This window comes from Caballeronia sp. LjRoot34, assembly GCF_964253815.1.
Taxonomy (GTDB): domain Bacteria; phylum Pseudomonadota; class Gammaproteobacteria; order Burkholderiales; family Burkholderiaceae; genus Caballeronia.
Map to the genome: position 1 here is coordinate 1,380,805 of NZ_CAXUSB020000002.1, position 15,918 is coordinate 1,396,722.

The 15,918-nt window shown below is 58.1% G+C and carries 13 protein-coding genes and 1 pseudogene; 3 read left to right on the forward strand and 11 right to left on the reverse strand.

The annotated features are described in order from the left end of the window. Window positions 1-164 precede the first annotated feature (164 nt). Together ACSQ36_RS25730 and ACSQ36_RS25735 are read right to left on the reverse strand one after the other, a co-directional pair. Window positions 165-1,484 carry an MFS transporter gene (locus ACSQ36_RS25730; RefSeq protein ID WP_436184131.1) on the reverse strand — a complete coding sequence of 440 codons (1,320 nt, stop codon included), beginning with the start codon at window positions 1,482-1,484 and terminating at the stop codon, window positions 165-167. Window positions 1,485-1,568: 84 nt separating this feature from the next. Then, the gene (locus ACSQ36_RS25735; RefSeq protein WP_436184132.1) at window positions 1,569-2,564 is read right to left on the reverse strand and encodes a dipeptidase; all 996 of its coding nucleotides are present in this window, start codon (window positions 2,562-2,564) and stop codon (window positions 1,569-1,571) included. 76 nt (window positions 2,565-2,640) lie between these two features. On the opposite strand from ACSQ36_RS25735, the gene ACSQ36_RS25740 reads away from it, so the two are divergent. Beyond that, window positions 2,641-3,615: a LysR family transcriptional regulator gene (locus tag ACSQ36_RS25740; RefSeq protein ID WP_436184133.1), complete on the forward strand. Its 975-nt coding sequence runs from the start codon at window positions 2,641-2,643 to the stop codon at window positions 3,613-3,615. Window positions 3,616-3,625: 10 nt separating this feature from the next. Next, complete coding sequence (locus ACSQ36_RS25745) at window positions 3,626-4,624, forward strand: LysR family transcriptional regulator (protein WP_436184134.1); 999 nt, start codon at window positions 3,626-3,628, stop codon at window positions 4,622-4,624. Window positions 4,625-4,682: 58 nt separating this feature from the next. Here ACSQ36_RS25745 and ACSQ36_RS25750 read toward each other — a convergent pair whose 3' ends face one another. From ACSQ36_RS25750 to ACSQ36_RS25785, 8 genes are all read right to left on the reverse strand, one after another. Continuing rightward, window positions 4,683-5,843: a porin gene (locus ACSQ36_RS25750; RefSeq protein ID WP_436184135.1), complete on the reverse strand. Its 1,161-nt coding sequence runs from the start codon at window positions 5,841-5,843 to the stop codon at window positions 4,683-4,685. Window positions 5,844-6,081: 238 nt separating this feature from the next. After that, window positions 6,082-7,086: a dipeptidase gene (locus tag ACSQ36_RS25755; protein ID WP_436184136.1), complete on the reverse strand. Its 1,005-nt coding sequence runs from the start codon at window positions 7,084-7,086 to the stop codon at window positions 6,082-6,084. A 72-nt stretch (window positions 7,087-7,158) separates the two neighbouring features. Continuing rightward, on the reverse strand, window positions 7,159-7,914 hold the full coding sequence (locus ACSQ36_RS25760; protein ID WP_436184947.1) for an ABC transporter ATP-binding protein: 756 nt from the start codon (window positions 7,912-7,914) through the stop codon (window positions 7,159-7,161). Continuing rightward, a complete protein-coding gene (locus ACSQ36_RS25765; protein WP_436184137.1) occupies window positions 7,911-8,738 on the reverse strand; it encodes an ABC transporter ATP-binding protein in 828 nt (275 codons plus the stop codon). The genes ACSQ36_RS25760 and ACSQ36_RS25765 overlap by 4 nt, the downstream gene beginning before the upstream one ends. Before the next feature lie 3 nt (window positions 8,739-8,741). Next, window positions 8,742-9,665, reverse strand: a complete 924-nt coding sequence (locus tag ACSQ36_RS25770) for an ABC transporter permease (protein WP_436184138.1) — start codon at window positions 9,663-9,665, stop codon at window positions 8,742-8,744. 13 nt (window positions 9,666-9,678) lie between these two features. After that, a complete protein-coding gene (locus ACSQ36_RS25775; RefSeq protein WP_436184139.1) occupies window positions 9,679-10,716 on the reverse strand; it encodes an ABC transporter permease in 1,038 nt (345 codons plus the stop codon). Beyond that, complete coding sequence (locus ACSQ36_RS25780) at window positions 10,713-12,308, reverse strand: ABC transporter substrate-binding protein (protein ID WP_436184140.1); 1,596 nt, start codon at window positions 12,306-12,308, stop codon at window positions 10,713-10,715. Before ACSQ36_RS25780 ends, ACSQ36_RS25775 begins: the two co-directional genes overlap by 4 nt. 446 nt (window positions 12,309-12,754) lie before the next feature. Beyond that, a complete protein-coding gene (locus ACSQ36_RS25785) occupies window positions 12,755-14,176 on the reverse strand; it encodes an aspartate ammonia-lyase (protein ID WP_436184141.1) in 1,422 nt (473 codons plus the stop codon). 163 nt (window positions 14,177-14,339) lie between these two features. Here ACSQ36_RS25785 and ACSQ36_RS25790 point away from each other — a divergent pair, with 163 nt between their 5' ends. Then, window positions 14,340-14,600, forward strand: coding sequence for a helix-turn-helix domain-containing protein (locus tag ACSQ36_RS25790; protein ID WP_436184142.1), 261 nt, complete (start codon window positions 14,340-14,342; stop codon window positions 14,598-14,600). On the opposite strand, the pseudogene ACSQ36_RS25795 reads toward ACSQ36_RS25790, so the two are convergent. Further along, a pseudogene (locus tag ACSQ36_RS25795) lies at window positions 14,513-15,640 on the reverse strand (IS630 family transposase). The gene ACSQ36_RS25790 and the pseudogene ACSQ36_RS25795 overlap by 88 nt on opposite strands. Between the last annotated feature and the right edge of the window lie 278 nt (window positions 15,641-15,918).

Consider the following 15,918-nt stretch of genomic DNA (forward strand, 5'->3'; position numbering starts at 1 on the left):
CGTTACTCGAAAACTCCCATCAGAAAGTGATTTTTATTGCACTGACGAACCTAACTTAATGAGGAGATCGTCAGTCCTAGGCGGCTAATAAATAGAATGTGCCGACCGGTCGGTCGCAACCTGGAAATAGCTGTCCGTCGTGCTCGGCGTGTGCTGGGGCTGGCTTACTTAAATTCGCCGTCCGAGGTTAGCGAGCGTCCTCGTGTCTCTGGAAGCAACGTGAGATAAACGATGAGTGACAGAAGACTGATCGCCATCACGTAGGCTGACACCCACGTCACCCCTCCCTTGTTTTGCAGCCAAACGATGACAATTGGTGTGGTCCCTCCAAATAGCGCAATCGATATCGCATAAGGAACGCCAATGCCCGTCGCGCGTATTGAAGTCGGGAACAGTTCAGCAAGCGTCGTCGAGAACGGCGCGCCGGTGGTGGCGACAAAGATTGACCCCGTGATCGCTACGATCAGGAACGTGGAAAAGCTCGAGGACGACGTCAGAGCATGTAACAACGGATAGGTGAACAGCAAGAACAGCAGCGCTCCCGCGATGAAGAGCGGCTTGCGACCGATTTGATCTGACAACAAAGACAACGGCGGCGATACAACGCAATAAACGACAGTCGCGATCACGCTTGCCGAGAATCCCACCGACACCGGGAGGCCGGTGGTCAGGTGCGCGTAGCTGGGAAGGAACACGAGAAACAGAATATATTGCACGACGTTCATTTCCAGAATGAACACCAATATCGTCTCCCGCTTGAACGAACTCAGCGAACGAAGAATCGTCATCGCGCTAGTGCGTCGCCCACGGCTGATCTCCTCGAAAGCCGGTGTTTCGCCAAGCCCTCGCCTCGCAACGAACCCGTAAAGCGACATGAACGCGCCAAGCAGGAATGGCAGCCGCCAACCCCAAGTGTTTAGTGCGTGCGGTGACAGAAAATGAGTGACAAGTCCCGCGACGCCGCAGGCGGTGAGAATGCCGAGACCAATACAGACGGTTTGTGGCGAGGCCGAAAAGGCGCGATATCTGGGCCTCGCATGCTCGTTGAGAAAAGCGATCGCGATCTGGAATTCACCTCCTGCAGAGAAACCCTGCAACAGGCGAGCCAGACTGACGATGATGGGCGCCATGATTCCGATTGTCGCGTAATCTGGACACAGCGCTATCGCAAGACTGCCGACACCAGCGAGCAGGATTGTCAGCGACAACAGCTTTCTTCTGCCAATCTTGTCGCACAGCGGAGAGAGCACAAAAGCACCGATCGGTCTACCAAGAAAACCAATCGCGAATGCAGAAAAACTCGCGATCAAAGATGCAGCCGGGTCTGTGGCCGGAAATATATGCGTGGCGAGCACGCCACCTAAAAACCCGTATAGTGCAAATTCGTACCATTCGATGAAATGGCCGATCGCTCCGCCCAAAATGGTGCGATAGCTCGCCGCCGGACGCTCGTGAGGAAACGATCGGGCTGCCCGTGTATTCATGTTATCCACTTCTCCTCCAAACCGGTGCGATGCACTGCCTCGCCGGCTGTTATTAGTCGTCAATCATCCCAATGATGAACACAGTCACTTCCATATCTGCTCGGCCACACGCAGAAAGTTTTCGCCGAGAATGCCAGCGATGTGTGTTTCCGACATGCCCACTTTCGACAACGCCTCCGAAAGCTCGGGCACCTGCTCCGGTTTGACGTAGTGCCACGGTGGCGGCGGGTTACCTTTGGGCCACAGGCCGGGTCGCGCTGCAACCCGGCGATACATCTGCTCAAGGTAATACACGTTATCGATGCCGAGCGCGACATGCTCCGGTCCGATCAGATCGACGTAGTAAAGGATATGCGGCATCAGATCCTGAACGCGCGACTCCCCGCCCGCAGACATGAACTTGCCGACGCCGGTCACGCCGACAACTCCGCCGCGTCGCGCGCATGCCAGCGCCTGATCGTCCTCGATATTTCGCGCGTGCTCGTAAACCCGCCGCGCATTCGAATGGCTGAAGATAACCGGCGCCCGCGAAGCCTCCATGATGTCCATGGTGGAGCGATAGCTTGTGTGAGTGCAGTCGACGATCATCCCAGTTCGGTTCATCTCCTCGATCAGACGCAGTCCATACCCACTCAGCCCCACGTCATGCTGATCCATGCAACCGCCTGCGGCGGTGTTCATGACGTTGTATGCGAGCAGCATGTGCCGCACGCCGAGGTTATAGAACAGCTCGATCAAGTTGGGATTGTTTTCAAGCGCGAGACTACCTTGAAAGTGGAATCCGACCGCCAGCTTGTGCTCCCGCTTCGCCCGGCGGATATCCGCGACGCTTCGCGCAATGATCATTCGGTCGCTGCGTGCGTGGATCATCGCCGTGACATCGGCGATGTTGTGAACCGTGACGCCCGTGCCTGCCTCGTCGCTACCTATCGTCAGGCTGACGAAGGTGATGCCGCTCCCGTAGAAGCGGTCGAGGACTTCTGGACGGCCCTCGATCCATTCCCCGAATGGTAAGGTCATGTCGCAGACGATCGCCTGCTGATAGATAGGATTTTGTTCGCTGTAAGATAGTTCGCCCATTCCGCAAGCCTCTGAAGGTGAAGGGGTATAAGTAGAAAGTGGCTCATTAGATAGCGCTAGAAATGGAGCGTCCAATATGGAATATGACAACATCGATAAGCATGAACGTATCAATCCGCATCTGGACGTGCGCGATCTTCGTTTCTTCCAGGCGGTTGCAGAAGATCTGCATTTCCACCGTGCGGCGGCAAGGCTCCATATTGCGCAACCTCATCTGAGCGCGCATATCAGGCAACTGGAAGAGCGACTCGGCGTACAGCTCCTTGAACGCAGTAGCCGGTCCGTCCGGCTGACACTGGCAGGCGAAGAGTTTCTCGAGCGGGCGCGGTTCATTCTCAATCAGCTGGAGGAGGCGGTAGCTGTGGCGCGCCGCACCGAAGAAGGAATACAGGGCCGAATCCGGATCGGATTTGCCACTGCAGCAGGCTTCCAGATTCTGCCTTCCATCCTGGCGACGTTCCGCAAGCGCTGTCCGCGCGTCGAGATATGGGTCGGCGGCGTCCTGACCGACATACAGATCCGGATGTTGCTCGAAGGCAAGCTCGATTTTGGCTTCGTCCGTCCGCCCGTCGCAGCGGGCCGCTTGAGCACCATGACGCTCGGGCGAGCCGGCATGGTAGCCGCCCTCCCGCCAGGTCACCGCCTGCTTGCTCGCGAGAATCTCTCTTTACGTGATCTATCAAAAGAAACGTTTATCGGGTTCGCGCCCGGCGCGACCGACAGACTGAACGAACGCATACGCATGATCTGTCATGAAGCCGGGTTGCGTCCTGATCCTGGGCTGCACGCCAACGACACCTATTCGATTCTCGCTCTAGTCGCCTCCGGCTTCGGGGTGGCGATCCTACCTGAATGGACCGCCAGTACCACGCAATTTCACGTCCAGTTCAAGGCGATAAAAGATCCCACACTAGTCGCAGATATCGCCCTTGCCTGGTGTTCTGACAACGCGGCGCCCGCTCATCGCCTATTTAGGGAAATCGCCCAGTCGATGCGACCCGACCTTGCCACCGGAGACATCCAGAGTTCTCCAGGCCCCGCAGACCTATAATCAAATCGATATGCAAGACTCTTCAGCCAAACGCTATCCCGAGTGGGACCCTCTGATGACGTGGGTTGCACTCATCCAGACGGGTTCCGTTTCCGGAGCTTCGCGCCAACTCGGTATATCACAGGCCGCCGTATCCCAACGGGTCAAGCTGTTGGAGGAAATATTCGACACGCCCCTGCTCGATCGCACGAGTCGCCCTGCACTTCCGACCGCCGCTGGCAACCGGCTATATGAACACGCCACAGCGACCCTGCGCAGCGCGGATCAAATGATGGAGGGTGTACGACGCATTTCGCGATCTAAACGGCAAATCGTGCGTCTTGGATGCACGGACTCATTTGCAGCAGCAGGCGGCCCGATCATCATCCGAGCATTGTCTTCGACCGCTCATCAGATACGCCTCTGGTCCGGCTCCACTGATGTACTGGAGCGCGAGTTGGAACAACGCCAGTTGGATATCGCCATCACGCCTGTCGAAGGAATGCTCAGTGACGGCATCAGAAAGGTAAAACTGTTTTCGGAACCCTTTGTCGCAGCGTTGCCGGCGTCTTGGGAATGGGACAAGCCGGGAACACTGACCGATTTGTCCCGATCATTACCGTTGATCCGATACTCCGCCCGCAGCCGGAACGGCAAATGCATTGAGGCGTATTTGAATGCGAACGGGGATGCGGTCGAGCGCACATGTGAATTCGACACAACCGAGCCGGTGCTCAGTATGGTCAGTAGCGGGCTAGGTTTTACCTTGACTACGCCGCTTTGCATCTGGCAGGCGCGGCACAACATTCCGCAACTGAGGGTCCTGCCGCTTAGCGCGTTCCATCGCAACGGCACGCGCTATCCACCCTTGTCGCGAACCTTCTATCTGTCGTATCGCGAGAGCGAACTCGGGCCACTCGTCGACGAATTGCGCAACCTCATCGTGCAGGCGTTTAGCCGTCAGGTGAATCCGGATATCGTTGCGGCGCTGTCTCTCGGCAAGGAAGACGCCATCTCCGTGGCCGTCTGAGGGCGCCGCGTACGCCCATAAGTGTCGGCGGCATCCTTGGGTATGCAACGATAACGGGTCAGAACTTGTGAACGATGCCCACGAACGTTTCGAGCTGTGAGCGAGTCGCGGATTGATACCCGGAGTCGCCTATCGATGCCGTCGCAGGAACCGCGAGGTTGCCGTCCAGCGTCTCGCCTGCTGAACGCTGGTAGCCGACCATCGCATAGAACGCCGTGAGCTTCGAAATGTCGTACTCCGATTCGACGGCGAACTGGTTGTAGTGTGCTGACTGCGCGCCGTTCGAATTCGTATAGCTATAGGCCAGTCCGCCGGTCAGCGCTGGAGTGAACATATAATTCGCGAATGCGGACAGCGAATTGAACGCCTCGGTCTCGGTGAACGCGGTTGCGGAAGTCACTGCCGGCTTGTAACGCGTATTGCTGTAACCCGCGCCAATCGTGAACTTGTTGATGTCATAGGTCGCAACCGCTCGGGCGATCTGCAGTGAACGGGCGGCAGCGGCATAGCCGCTGTTTGCGAGAGAATTATTGCTTACGTCGGAAGTGCTGCCGGCCGTGGTACCGGGATTGTATTTGGCGAGATAATAGCCGCCTGCCGCCGAGAAGCCAGCAAATTTGTAGCTTGCCGCCAGCGCTATGGTCTGGCCGGCGGTGAAGTCGCCTGCCACACCGCCGAGCGCGTACATCGCGTCCAGTTTCAGATTGCTCCACAACGGACTGACGTATTTGATCGAGTTACTGACACGCAGAGTGTCGTCGTAGTTGTCGAGGTCGCCTGGCGTGACGTTCACTGTACCCCAAATGTTGTCTGCCGTAAGCGGTTGGAGCAAATCTTTGAGCGGATCATATTGACGGCCAAGCGTCAGAGTACCCCAATCCTTCTCGCTCAGCCCGACGTACGCCTGGCGCCCGAACTCACGGCCGCCCTGTCCCAATGTTCCCGTGCCGATATTGAAACCGCCTTCCAACACGGCGATCGCAGACAAGTCGCCGCCCAGGCCTTCCCTAACGCGCATGCCCCAGCGGTTAGCGTCGAGCGTGCTACTGGTGAATGCCACCTGACTGCGGTTCTTTCCCGCAGAATCGGAGACGTTGTTCGTGTAACTGAGTCCGGCGTCGATGAGACCATACAGCGTCACCGAAGTTTGCGCATGAACCATCGACATCGAATCGACAGCCGCCAGTACTGCTATCACCAAGACAATTTTTGCTCTCACTCCATTCCCCTTGCGCATGCGGTCTTTCGATCCGCGATTATTGAAACTTACGTCTTCTATTAACATAGTATTACTAAATATATTTCCGTCTCTCTTTACCCCGTTTACTGCCCCCGGCTCTGGGCGTCAGTTCACCCGGCGAACCGACGCTTCGACGTCAGCGCGCCAGGATAAAGTCAAAACGAAGGCGCCCCGGGCCCGCGTCGTTCATCGACCCGTAAAGCCCCGTGTTTCACATTCACTTCCACGACACCTGCGCAACGCGAAGATGGTTGCCGCCAAGAATCTTGCCAATGGCGTCAGCCGGGTAGCCCTTGTCCAGCATCATCTGCACGATCGAGTGCAGACGCTCGGGCTCGACCATCGGCGCCGGCGCTGGGTAGCCACGGGACGGCGGAAACAAGTCCGGGCGCGCCTTGTAGTGCGCTACCAGTTCATCGACATCGAACACATAATCGAAACCGATGCCCACGTGATCGGGCCCGACCAGTTGGACCATGTGATCCAGATGTTTGAACAGCGCCTCGTTGCGACTATCGAGATTGCCGTCGACGTCCTTCCCGATGAAACGACCGAGGCCGTTTAGTCCTACCACGCCGCCGGTTTTTGCGCACGCCACAATGAGGTCGTCGGGTATATTGCGCGGCTGCTCATAGACCGCATGTGAGTTGGAATGCGAGAAGATCACCGGACCCTGGACGTGATCTATGACCTCACGCGCGGTGCGCCAGCCCGTATGCGAACAGCACGGGACCATACCTACCCGTGTCATCTCGTCCAGCACGCTGCGGCCGAAATCCGTCAGGCCCCGATCATCGTCGAGACAGCCGCCGCCAACATCGTTGTTGCGGTTGTACGCAATCAGCATCCAGCGGACGCCCAGCTCGTAATACATTTCAATCATGCTCAGTTGTCCGCCAAGCAACGCCGCGCCTTCGAGATCGAAGCAGATGCCGAGACGCCCTTCGGCCTTGGCTCGCTTCACATCCTCAACATCGTTGATGAGCAAAAAGCGATCGGGGTGACGCTTGACCCAGTTCCGGAAGTGGGCAAGCGTGCTGAATACCTCGTTTATCGCATTCAGATCCATTCCGATGTTGAGTGATACGACCGAGTATCCCGACTGCCGATAGCGCTCGAGCTGGGGAAGAAAGTCATCGTCCGCACGGAGCGGCATGCATGCGTGATTTTCCCAGACGATTGCCTGATCGATGATCTCGCCCACCTTTGATTCGATTTCCATAACTAGATTCTCAATACTCGATATGTGTTGTGGTACAACGTGGTCGTGCCGTCGAAATACCCCCCTGCAACCTCAATTCGCACTGGTGGTGAAAGGATCTTCGATGTCGTCGCTCAAATCACGAAGGCGACGCGTGTACGACGTTTCGATGCGCCGCTCGCGCAAGTCCGCAGCCGAGAGGCATTCGACGATCTCCCCGCTCTGCATCACGGCGATCTGATCGCACAGGTGCGCGACCGCCGCAAGATTGTGGCCAACCATGATGTAAGTCAGCCCGAACGAAGCCCGCAGATCGCCGAGCAGATTTAACACTTCGGCCTGAATGGACACATCGAGTGCGCTGGTGGGCTCGTCGAGCAGCAAAACCTTGGGGCCCGCGATCAACGCGCGCGCGATCGCAACGCGTTGGCGCTGTCCACCTGAAAGCTGATGCGGATATCGATAACGCGCGGACAGGGGTAAGGAGACTTCGCTCATCGCGCGCGCGACACGGCTGTCCACTTCCTTGATGCCATGAATCGCTAACGGCTCGCTCAGCGCGCGGTCGACGGTCTGTCGCGGATGCAAGGAACCGTACGGATCCTGAAACACCATCTGGACGTCGCGGTAGAAAGCCTTGCTGCGCTTCGCACCTTCCGCTCGCCCGTCGATGCGAACCACACCGTCCCTAACACCGTTGAGCCCGGCGAGCGCCCGCAAGACAGTCGATTTGCCCGAGCCGCTCTCGCCGACAAGACCGAACGCCTCGCCTTTGCCCACCGTGAAGGACACGTCCTTGACAGCATGAAAGCGGTCAAAGTGCACGTTGAGATGCTCGATTTCAATCATTCGCTCCATGCCGCGCTCCTTTCGAGTGTCTTCAGACGCGCCCGGGGACGCGCAAGCGACGGCATGCATTCGAGCAAGCCACGTGTGTAGGGATGACGCGCCTGCGTCAGCTCACTCGCTTTCAGTTCCTCGACGACGCGTCCCGCATACATCACCATCACCCGGTCGCAGAAACGCGAGACCAGCGGCAGATCGTGGCTGATGAGCAGCAGCGCCATGCCGCGCTCCGCCACCAATCCTTCGAGCAGCCGCAGAATTTCCGCCTGCACGGAGACGTCGAGCGCACTGGTGGGCTCGTCCGCGATGAGCATTTCCGGGTTGGGCGCGAGCATCATCGCGATCATGACGCGCTGCCCCATGCCGCCCGACAATTCCATCGGATACGCCGAGGCCACGCGGCGCGGATCGCGGATTTTGACCTGATCGAGCAGATCGAATGCGGCCTCAAGCGATTCCTTACGGCCGCTACCACGGTGTGCGCGCCATGTCTCGGCGATCTGCGCGCCGACGCTCATGACCGGGTTGAGCGAATACTTCGGATCCTGCATGATGAGGCCAGCGCGCTTGCCGCGAATCTGCCGCATCTGGGCTTCGTCGGCGCGCTGAATGTCGATTCCATCGAACGCAAGCCTGTCTGCCGACATCCTCGCCTGGGTCGGCAGCAGTTTCAGTATCGAACGTGCGGTGAGCGACTTTCCCGATCCCGACTCGCCGACAATGCCTAGCTTCTCCTGCCCCAGACGGAACGACACACCCTTCACGGCCTCGACCTCGCCAGCGGGCGATGCGAACTTCACCTTGAGATTGCTAACCTGGATTTCCATCGCTCACTCCGACTTTGGATCGAAGACGTCGCGCAGACCGTCGCCGAGCAGATTGAACGCAAACGACGCGACGAAGATCGCTATGCCCGGGATCGCCGGCACCCACCATTGCTGAAGAATGAATCCACGGGTGCTGGCAATCATTGCCCCCCACTCCGGCGACGGCGCCTGTGCGCCCATGCCGAGGAAGCCCAGCCCTGCCGCCGTCAGCACAATACCGCTGACATCCAGCGCAACGCGCACAATCACAGAGGCGATGCAAAGCGGCATGATGTGGTGCAGCACGATGCGCGTGGCGGATGCGCCTGTCAGGCGTATCGCAGAAACGAAGTCTGCATTCCGGATCACGAGCGTCTCCGCGCGGGCGAGTCGCGCGTAAGGGGGCCATGCGGTGAGCGCAATGGCAAGCACGACGCTGGTGAGACCCGGCTTCAACGCAGACACGAATGCTAGCGCCAGCACAAGCTTCGGAAACGCCAGAAACACGTCGGTGATACGCATCAAGATACGGTCGGTCCAACCGCCTGCATAACCCGCCACGCTTCCTACGAGCAGGCCCACAGGCGCGACAATTGCCACGATCAGCACAGCCATGCCAAGCGTGATGCGCGCGCCGAACAGGAGTCGGCTGAACAGATCGCGGCCTAGCTGATCCGTGCCGAACCAATGAACTGCCGACGGCGGAGCAAGTCGCTGTGCGAGATCTTGTGCGTTCGGATCATGCGTCGCCAGTTCTGGCGCGAAGATCGCCAGCGCAAACAAGGCGAGCAATGCGATGAGACCCGTCATCGCAAGCCAGTTTCGGCTGAACTGTAACCAGCTGCGATACGCCATACCTATCGCCGCCTGACGTCTCGATTGCGGTGCGTCCGTTAATACCCAAGTTCGCCAGTTGCTCATTCTTCCGTTGTTCAAAAGCGTGTCCATTTCCATTCCTCAGTCACTTCACACGCGGATCGAAAAGCCGGTAAGCCACGTCGGCAGCGAAATTCGACGCGACATACACGGCACCGATCACCAGCGTCGCACCCAGTACCGCATTCATATCTGCATTCAGCAGCGAGCGGGTCAGGTATTGGCCGAGCCCGGGCCAGTTGAACACGGTCTCGGTCAGCACCGAACCCTCCAGCAGACCCGCATAGGCTAGGGCGATCACAACGACCAGCCGTCCTGATATGTTCGCGAATGCGTGGCGCCACAAGATTCGCATCGGCGAGAGTCCCTTGGCCCGCGCCGTCACGACGAATTCGCCGGCCAGCGCATCCAGCATGAAGGTACGGGTCATGCGAACGATCATCGACATGCTCACGAAGGCGAGCATCAGTGCCGGCATCGCGAGATGCGCGAGCGCGTCGCGAAACACATCCCATTGCCCGCTGAGCGCCGCGTCGATCACCAGTGCGCCGGTGGTGAACGGAACCATCCCGTCATAGGCAATGTCCTGCTGACCGACGCCCGGTGCAATGCCCAGCTTTACGTAGAACACGAGCAGGCAAAGCAACGCCAGTACAAACACAGGGACCGACTGCCCGCTCAGGCTGATCAGCCGGATCAACCCGTCAAGGCGCGACCCGGCACGCGCGGCGGAAAGAACGCCAAGCGGCACGCCGACCAGCACCGCGACGAAGATGGCCACCGTGGCGAGTTCCAGGGTCGCGGGAAAGAACTGGCGAATATCGGCGATCACCGATTGCCCGGTCATCACCGATGTGCCGAAATCTCCGTGCGCGACGTGCTGCAGGTAGATCCAGAACTGTTCGAGCAACGGCTTGTCGAGCCCCAGTTCCAGCCGAACCCGCGCCACCACGTCCGGGGTCGCGCGGTCGCCGACGATAGCCAGAACCGGATCGACCGGCATCGCACGGCCGATCACAAATGTGACCAGCACCAGACCGAACAGCGTGGCGAGAATCGCCGAAAGCCCGGACGCCGATCTGCGCATGCACTGCCCCAAAGGTCCTATGTTGATGGTGCTCATGATTTCTGGATTCCCGCGTAGTGCGTATACGCATCAATGGGTCCAAGCGACAGACCACTCACACCGGCGCGGGTGGCCGCCACATTCTGTTTTTGCAGCATGAAAACAAGCGGCGCCGCTTCCCAGAAATCGCGCTGGATCTGCCCGTACATCGCAAGCCGCTTCGCCGGATCAAGTTCCCGGTCGGCCGCCAGCGCTGCAGCGGTCAGCTTCGGATTCACGAAGTGGTTGTTCCAGGCGCCGTTATGAACTTTCGCGCTGTCGGTGTCGTCGACATTGGGGACGAAATACGACACGAACGAACTCGGGTCGAGGTGGTCCGCGAAGAAACGGCCGATCTGCATCTGATGCTTGCGCGCACGCCGTTTGGCGAGAACCTGCGCGTAGTCTCCCGCAACCAGTTGCAAATTAATGCCCACCTGCGCGAGATCGGCCTGCATGGCCTGCGCGATATCCGGATACGGCCAGGTGTTCGGATGATCGAATGTCACATTAAAACCGTTGGGGTATCCTGCCGCTGCAAGCAGCGCCTTCGCCTTGGTTACATCCTTGCGGAACGGCTTCTCGGTGAGCGCGCCCGGCGTGCCCTTGGGCAGAACAGACTGTGACTCTGTCCAGAGACCTGGCGTGACGTGCTGGGCGATCGCCTCGTAGTCGATTGCCCACTTGATCGCCTGAAGCACCTCTCGTTTTTGGAAAATCGGCGTAGACATATTCATCTGCACATAGATCAACGTGAGCGCGGGAGTACTGGAGACGTTGATCGACTTATCAGCCGAAAGTGCGTGCAGTTCGTCCGAACCCAGTGTACGCGCGATGTCAAGATCGCCCTTCTGCAGTTGCAACAGTTCCGCCGACGGCTCTGCCATGTGACGGACCACGAGGCGCGGTACTTTCGGCTGCACCGCCGCATTGGGATTGGCCTGCAGGACGATCTGCGAGCCAGCCTGCCAGTCGACGAGCCGATACGATCCCGCTCCTGCAGAATGCTTGCGCAGCCATAGATTGCCCATGTCACCGTTCACATCGTGCTGCACCACAGTTTTCTTTTCGACGATGCCGGTCACGGTGGTCGAAAGCGTGGCGAGTATGAGCCCGCTGGCGAGCGCTTCCGGCAGCGTTATCGTCACGACATTGCCGGTGGCGGCACGCAATGCGGTGTCCGCGTTGGCAGCGGTGAGACCGATCTGGGTCAGCAGGAAACTCGGTGACTTGTTCATCTTTATCGCGCGCTGCAGGCTGTACACCACGTCCTCGGCGGTGACCGGCGCGCCGCCATCGAATCTGGCGTCTGAACGCAGCGTGAAGCGATACTCAATCCCGTTACTGGTGATATCCACGTGCTCGGCCAGATCGCCAGTGAGACCGTCCGTTTTAAACGGGTCGTACGTCATCAGGGTGCGGTACATGTTGGGCAGGATATCTGCGCTCGCGTCGTACGCTTCGGCTGGATCGAAGCCATTGACGATCCCATCGATCGACTCCCCGAGAACGACAATGCCGGATGGCGTTGCTTTGGCATAGAGTGGGTAAAGACAGGACGCGGAGGCGAGTGCTGCACCTGTCCTGAGAAACGCGCGGCGCGTGACCATCGTGTGCCTCCTAATTGATAAATGTAATTTTAATTTGGGCTCCGAACGCCTGCTTCACGTCGCCCTATGATTGGAAAGCGTAATCAGACAGAAATCCGTCGTCGGCAATTTCAGCCATGCTTATGTTTGTCATCGCCTCGGCTTAACAAGTGAGGCATTGAGTATTGACGACATAGTGTCCCCGAGGCCGCTTGATCCGTTCGGTTGGCAACGTAGGCCGCACCCGACGATCGCCCGCGAATCCGCCGGCACATGGGCAGGATCGGACGGATCTTTATTGATGGATTCGTAGAAGGCAACGACGTTCATCGAGCTCACCAGGGACGGGCGGCTTGAAGAGAGGTGCCTCAAAAGATCGACGGCCGCGTCGCGGGTGCAGCATTCTGCTCGCTCACGCCCGGCACGACCCCAATCGTGACCTCTCACATCACATCTGCTTCAAAGAGCTAACCGATTTTTTGTGAAAAAAGGGCGTTGAATTTTTCCGGTGCCGTCAGCACAGCCGGATCCAGGCAAATTTTCGCCCGTTCCTCTGTCATTATCCCCAAGTCTACGATCACCTTCTCGACAGTCTTGCCTTCTGCTGCTGCCAGATGCGCCACCTTGCTTGCAAGCTGATAGTCGAACAAGGTTGCGACGACCGTCGACATCGCGAGAGACTCTCTGGCGTTGCTTTCGCAACGCTCCGAGTTGGCCCGGATTCCCCTGATGCATTTCTCCGCGAATAGCGGTAACACTCTGACCAGGAGGCAAATGGATTCGCTAATGGCATTCAAGATCAGCGACTCCCACACGTTGAGATCAAGCTCCCCTTCGCACGCTCGAGACACTGCGGCGTCATTGCCCAGGACCCGGAAGTAAACCTGCATGACCATCTCCGGGATGACCGGATTTACCTTACCTGGCATAATCGACGAACCCGGTTGCACGGACGGCAATTCAATCTCCGCAAGTCCAGCGCGCGGGCCAGAAGACATCAGACGAAGATCTGCCGCAAGCTTGTTTAGCAACAACCCTAGGCCTTTTAGAACGCTCGATATGGACATCCATACATCCGCGTTCTGCAAGCCGTCGAAGAAATTAACCTCCGGCACGAACGCTGTGCCGGTGATGCGGCTCAACTCCTCGTAAACGGCGGGTTTATACCCGGGGAAAGTTCCGAATTCGGTACCGACGGCAGTAGCAGCAAGCGGCAGTGACAAGCACATCTCGCGCACCCTGTTCAGTTCCGTAATCTGCCGCTCGAGCCCTTCCCGGTAGCCACTGAACTGCTGCCCCAAAGTGATAGGCAGCGCGTCTTGCAAGCATGTGCGCCCAAGTTTGACCACACCTGAAAATTCGACTTCCTTCGCAGCAAGCATGTCGATAAAGGCAACCGTCTCCTGCTCGAGATCGTTGAGTGCCCCGTATACAGTGATCTTCATGGCGGCTGGAATGACGTCGTTGGTCGACTGCCCCATGTTTACGTGGGTGTTGGGATGGACTGCGTCACCGCCTTTTCTTCCCGTTAATATCTGATTGGCGCGTATGCCAATGACCTCATTCAGGTTCATGTTGGCAGAGGTACCTCCGCCGCCGTGGTAGATGTCGACCGGGAAAGCCTCGGCCTTGGGTGCAGCGATCACTTCGTCGGCTGCCTGTACGATTGCTCGGGCCGTCTCAATGGCGAGCACACCGATGCGGGAATTGGCCAAGGCCGCTGCCTTCTTGATCTGGGCGATGCTTCTGACGAACCCGGGAATATCTGCGATCGTCTTTCCGGAGACCGGAAAGTTGTCGCGGGCACGCGCCGTCTGAATTCCATAGTCCAGGGCATCCGGTAAAGCCATATCCCCAAGTGCGTCGTGTTCTTCCCGCATGCTCGTCATGAATATCGTATCCTTGAACTCAATGGTGGAGTCGCGCCGTCATCGGCGCCGACGTTGCACCACAAATGCTACGGCAGTTTGGGACGCGGACCAGGCATCATCACGTCGACGAATAGTCTTCATCGATTTGGCTAATGAATACCCCGCTCTTTAGCCGGATACTATGGAGGAATTGCCGCTCGACAGGGTTTTCCCGTTGATCGACAGTAAGACGATTGAAACTTTCTTGATCGTCTGTCAGGAGCGCAGCTTCGCCAAAACCGCCGAGATTCTTGGCCGCTCGCAGTCAGCCGTCTCTCAAAACGTGTTGCGCCCAGAGGAAACCCTAGTGTCTCGTCACGCCTCAAACGTCGGATATAGCCTGGACAGTTTGATGCGGGCATCGCCAGTGGTGAATTGCCAGTTAATCCGTGCCTTAAGCTGATCTCGCCGAACTTGCCACGCGCTTACCTCGCGGCGCACCGTGTCGATATTGTCGATGCGCCGGTCCAGGCACTGCTTGATCATCACATTGAGTTCGATCTCGGCCATGTGCTACCAACTGCCGTGTTTGGGCGTGTAGATAAACTCGAACCGGTCCCACAGCGCTTTGGCCTGCGGCGCCGGGAAGGTTTCGTAAAGGGCGGCAGCCGTGTGGGTGTTCAGGTTGTCCATCACGAGGGTGATTCGTTGTGCATCCGGATAGGCCTGGGCAATGTCTTGTACGAAGCGAGCCCATTGCACTTTGGTCCGGGATTCGGTGACTTTGGTAAGACGCCGCCCGGCCAGGGGTTCTGATGCCATGAAGACATTCCACACGCCACAGCGCTCGTACTCGTAGTCCTCTCGCCCAAGACGCCCCGGTGCTGCTTTGATCGGTTCGCGGGTCTGACGAATCAACTGCCGGGGCGTTTCGTCCTACATACTACCGGGCGCGCCGCATCGTAGGGGCGGTGGTAGATATCGAGCACGTTTTCCATGGCTGCTACGAACTCCGCGTCCGCTTGCGGCGGGATGATCCAGCCTATCTTGCGCCAAGGCTTCAGCTCGTTTTTTTAAGCGCGCGCCGCACCGTTTCGTGCGAGAGGCTATCCACGTACTCCAGTTCTACTGCACGCTGGGCCAGCAACCTCAACGACCAGTTCGCCTGGCCTTCGGGAGGCTCGCTACAACTTAGCGCAATCAACCGGGCCTCAAGCTCTCCATCGATCTTGCTGTCGTAAATCCTTTGGCTCGCTGGCCGCACAAGCGCAGCGTCGTAGCCTTCCTCAACGAAACGTTTCTTCACCCGGTCGATCTTGCGCTCGCTCACGTGCAGCACCCCAGCAACCTCTTGTCCAGTGCGGCGCATGCGCCCCAAGATATATCGCAATTCAACAGAATGAGCGCGTTGATCACCTTGCTGGATTGGTGCGAACCTTTGCTCACAATCGCTTCGAGTTGCTCTCTTTCTTCAACGCTCAGCGTAACGATGTATTTTTCCATTCCCCGATTTTCGACTAAGTCGCCCAAGTTCACAATGACTTGAGCCCCCTGCAATCGCCGACAGTTCACGCATGTCGCGACACTAGGGGTTACATTGTTTATCCGTAACATACCACCGGTCATCCTGACGGTGGAAGCGAACCTACTACGAGGGAAGCGCGAAGCTCAACTCGCGGAAGTAGCTCACTGATGATGATATTTAAAGTACCTGTCAAAACGCAGATTCGGTCGGCATGTGAGGAGGGTGCTCGATCCAATTCCGGTGCAACGTTAGGCGA

Coding starts and splice junctions, on each gene's coding strand:
- ACSQ36_RS25730 (WP_436184131.1), bottom strand. CDS start 1,484: ATGAATACACGGGCAGCCCGATCGTTTCCTCACGAGCGTCCGGCGGCG.
- ACSQ36_RS25735 (WP_436184132.1), bottom strand. CDS start 2,564: ATGGGCGAACTATCTTACAGCGAACAAAATCCTATCTATCAGCAGGCG.
- ACSQ36_RS25740 (WP_436184133.1), top strand. CDS start 2,641: ATGGAATATGACAACATCGATAAGCATGAACGTATCAATCCGCATCTG.
- ACSQ36_RS25745 (WP_436184134.1), top strand. CDS start 3,626: ATGCAAGACTCTTCAGCCAAACGCTATCCCGAGTGGGACCCTCTGATG.
- ACSQ36_RS25755 (WP_436184136.1), bottom strand. CDS start 7,086: ATGGAAATCGAATCAAAGGTGGGCGAGATCATCGATCAGGCAATCGTC.
- ACSQ36_RS25760 (WP_436184947.1), bottom strand. CDS start 7,914: ATGATTGAAATCGAGCATCTCAACGTGCACTTTGACCGCTTTCATGCT.
- ACSQ36_RS25765 (WP_436184137.1), bottom strand. CDS start 8,738: ATGGAAATCCAGGTTAGCAATCTCAAGGTGAAGTTCGCATCGCCCGCT.
- ACSQ36_RS25770 (WP_436184138.1), bottom strand. CDS start 9,665: ATGGACACGCTTTTGAACAACGGAAGAATGAGCAACTGGCGAACTTGG.
- ACSQ36_RS25775 (WP_436184139.1), bottom strand. CDS start 10,716: ATGAGCACCATCAACATAGGACCTTTGGGGCAGTGCATGCGCAGATCG.
- ACSQ36_RS25780 (WP_436184140.1), bottom strand. CDS start 12,308: ATGGTCACGCGCCGCGCGTTTCTCAGGACAGGTGCAGCACTCGCCTCC.
- ACSQ36_RS25785 (WP_436184141.1), bottom strand. CDS start 14,176: ATGACGAGCATGCGGGAAGAACACGACGCACTTGGGGATATGGCTTTA.
- ACSQ36_RS25790 (WP_436184142.1), top strand. CDS start 14,340: ATGGAGGAATTGCCGCTCGACAGGGTTTTCCCGTTGATCGACAGTAAG.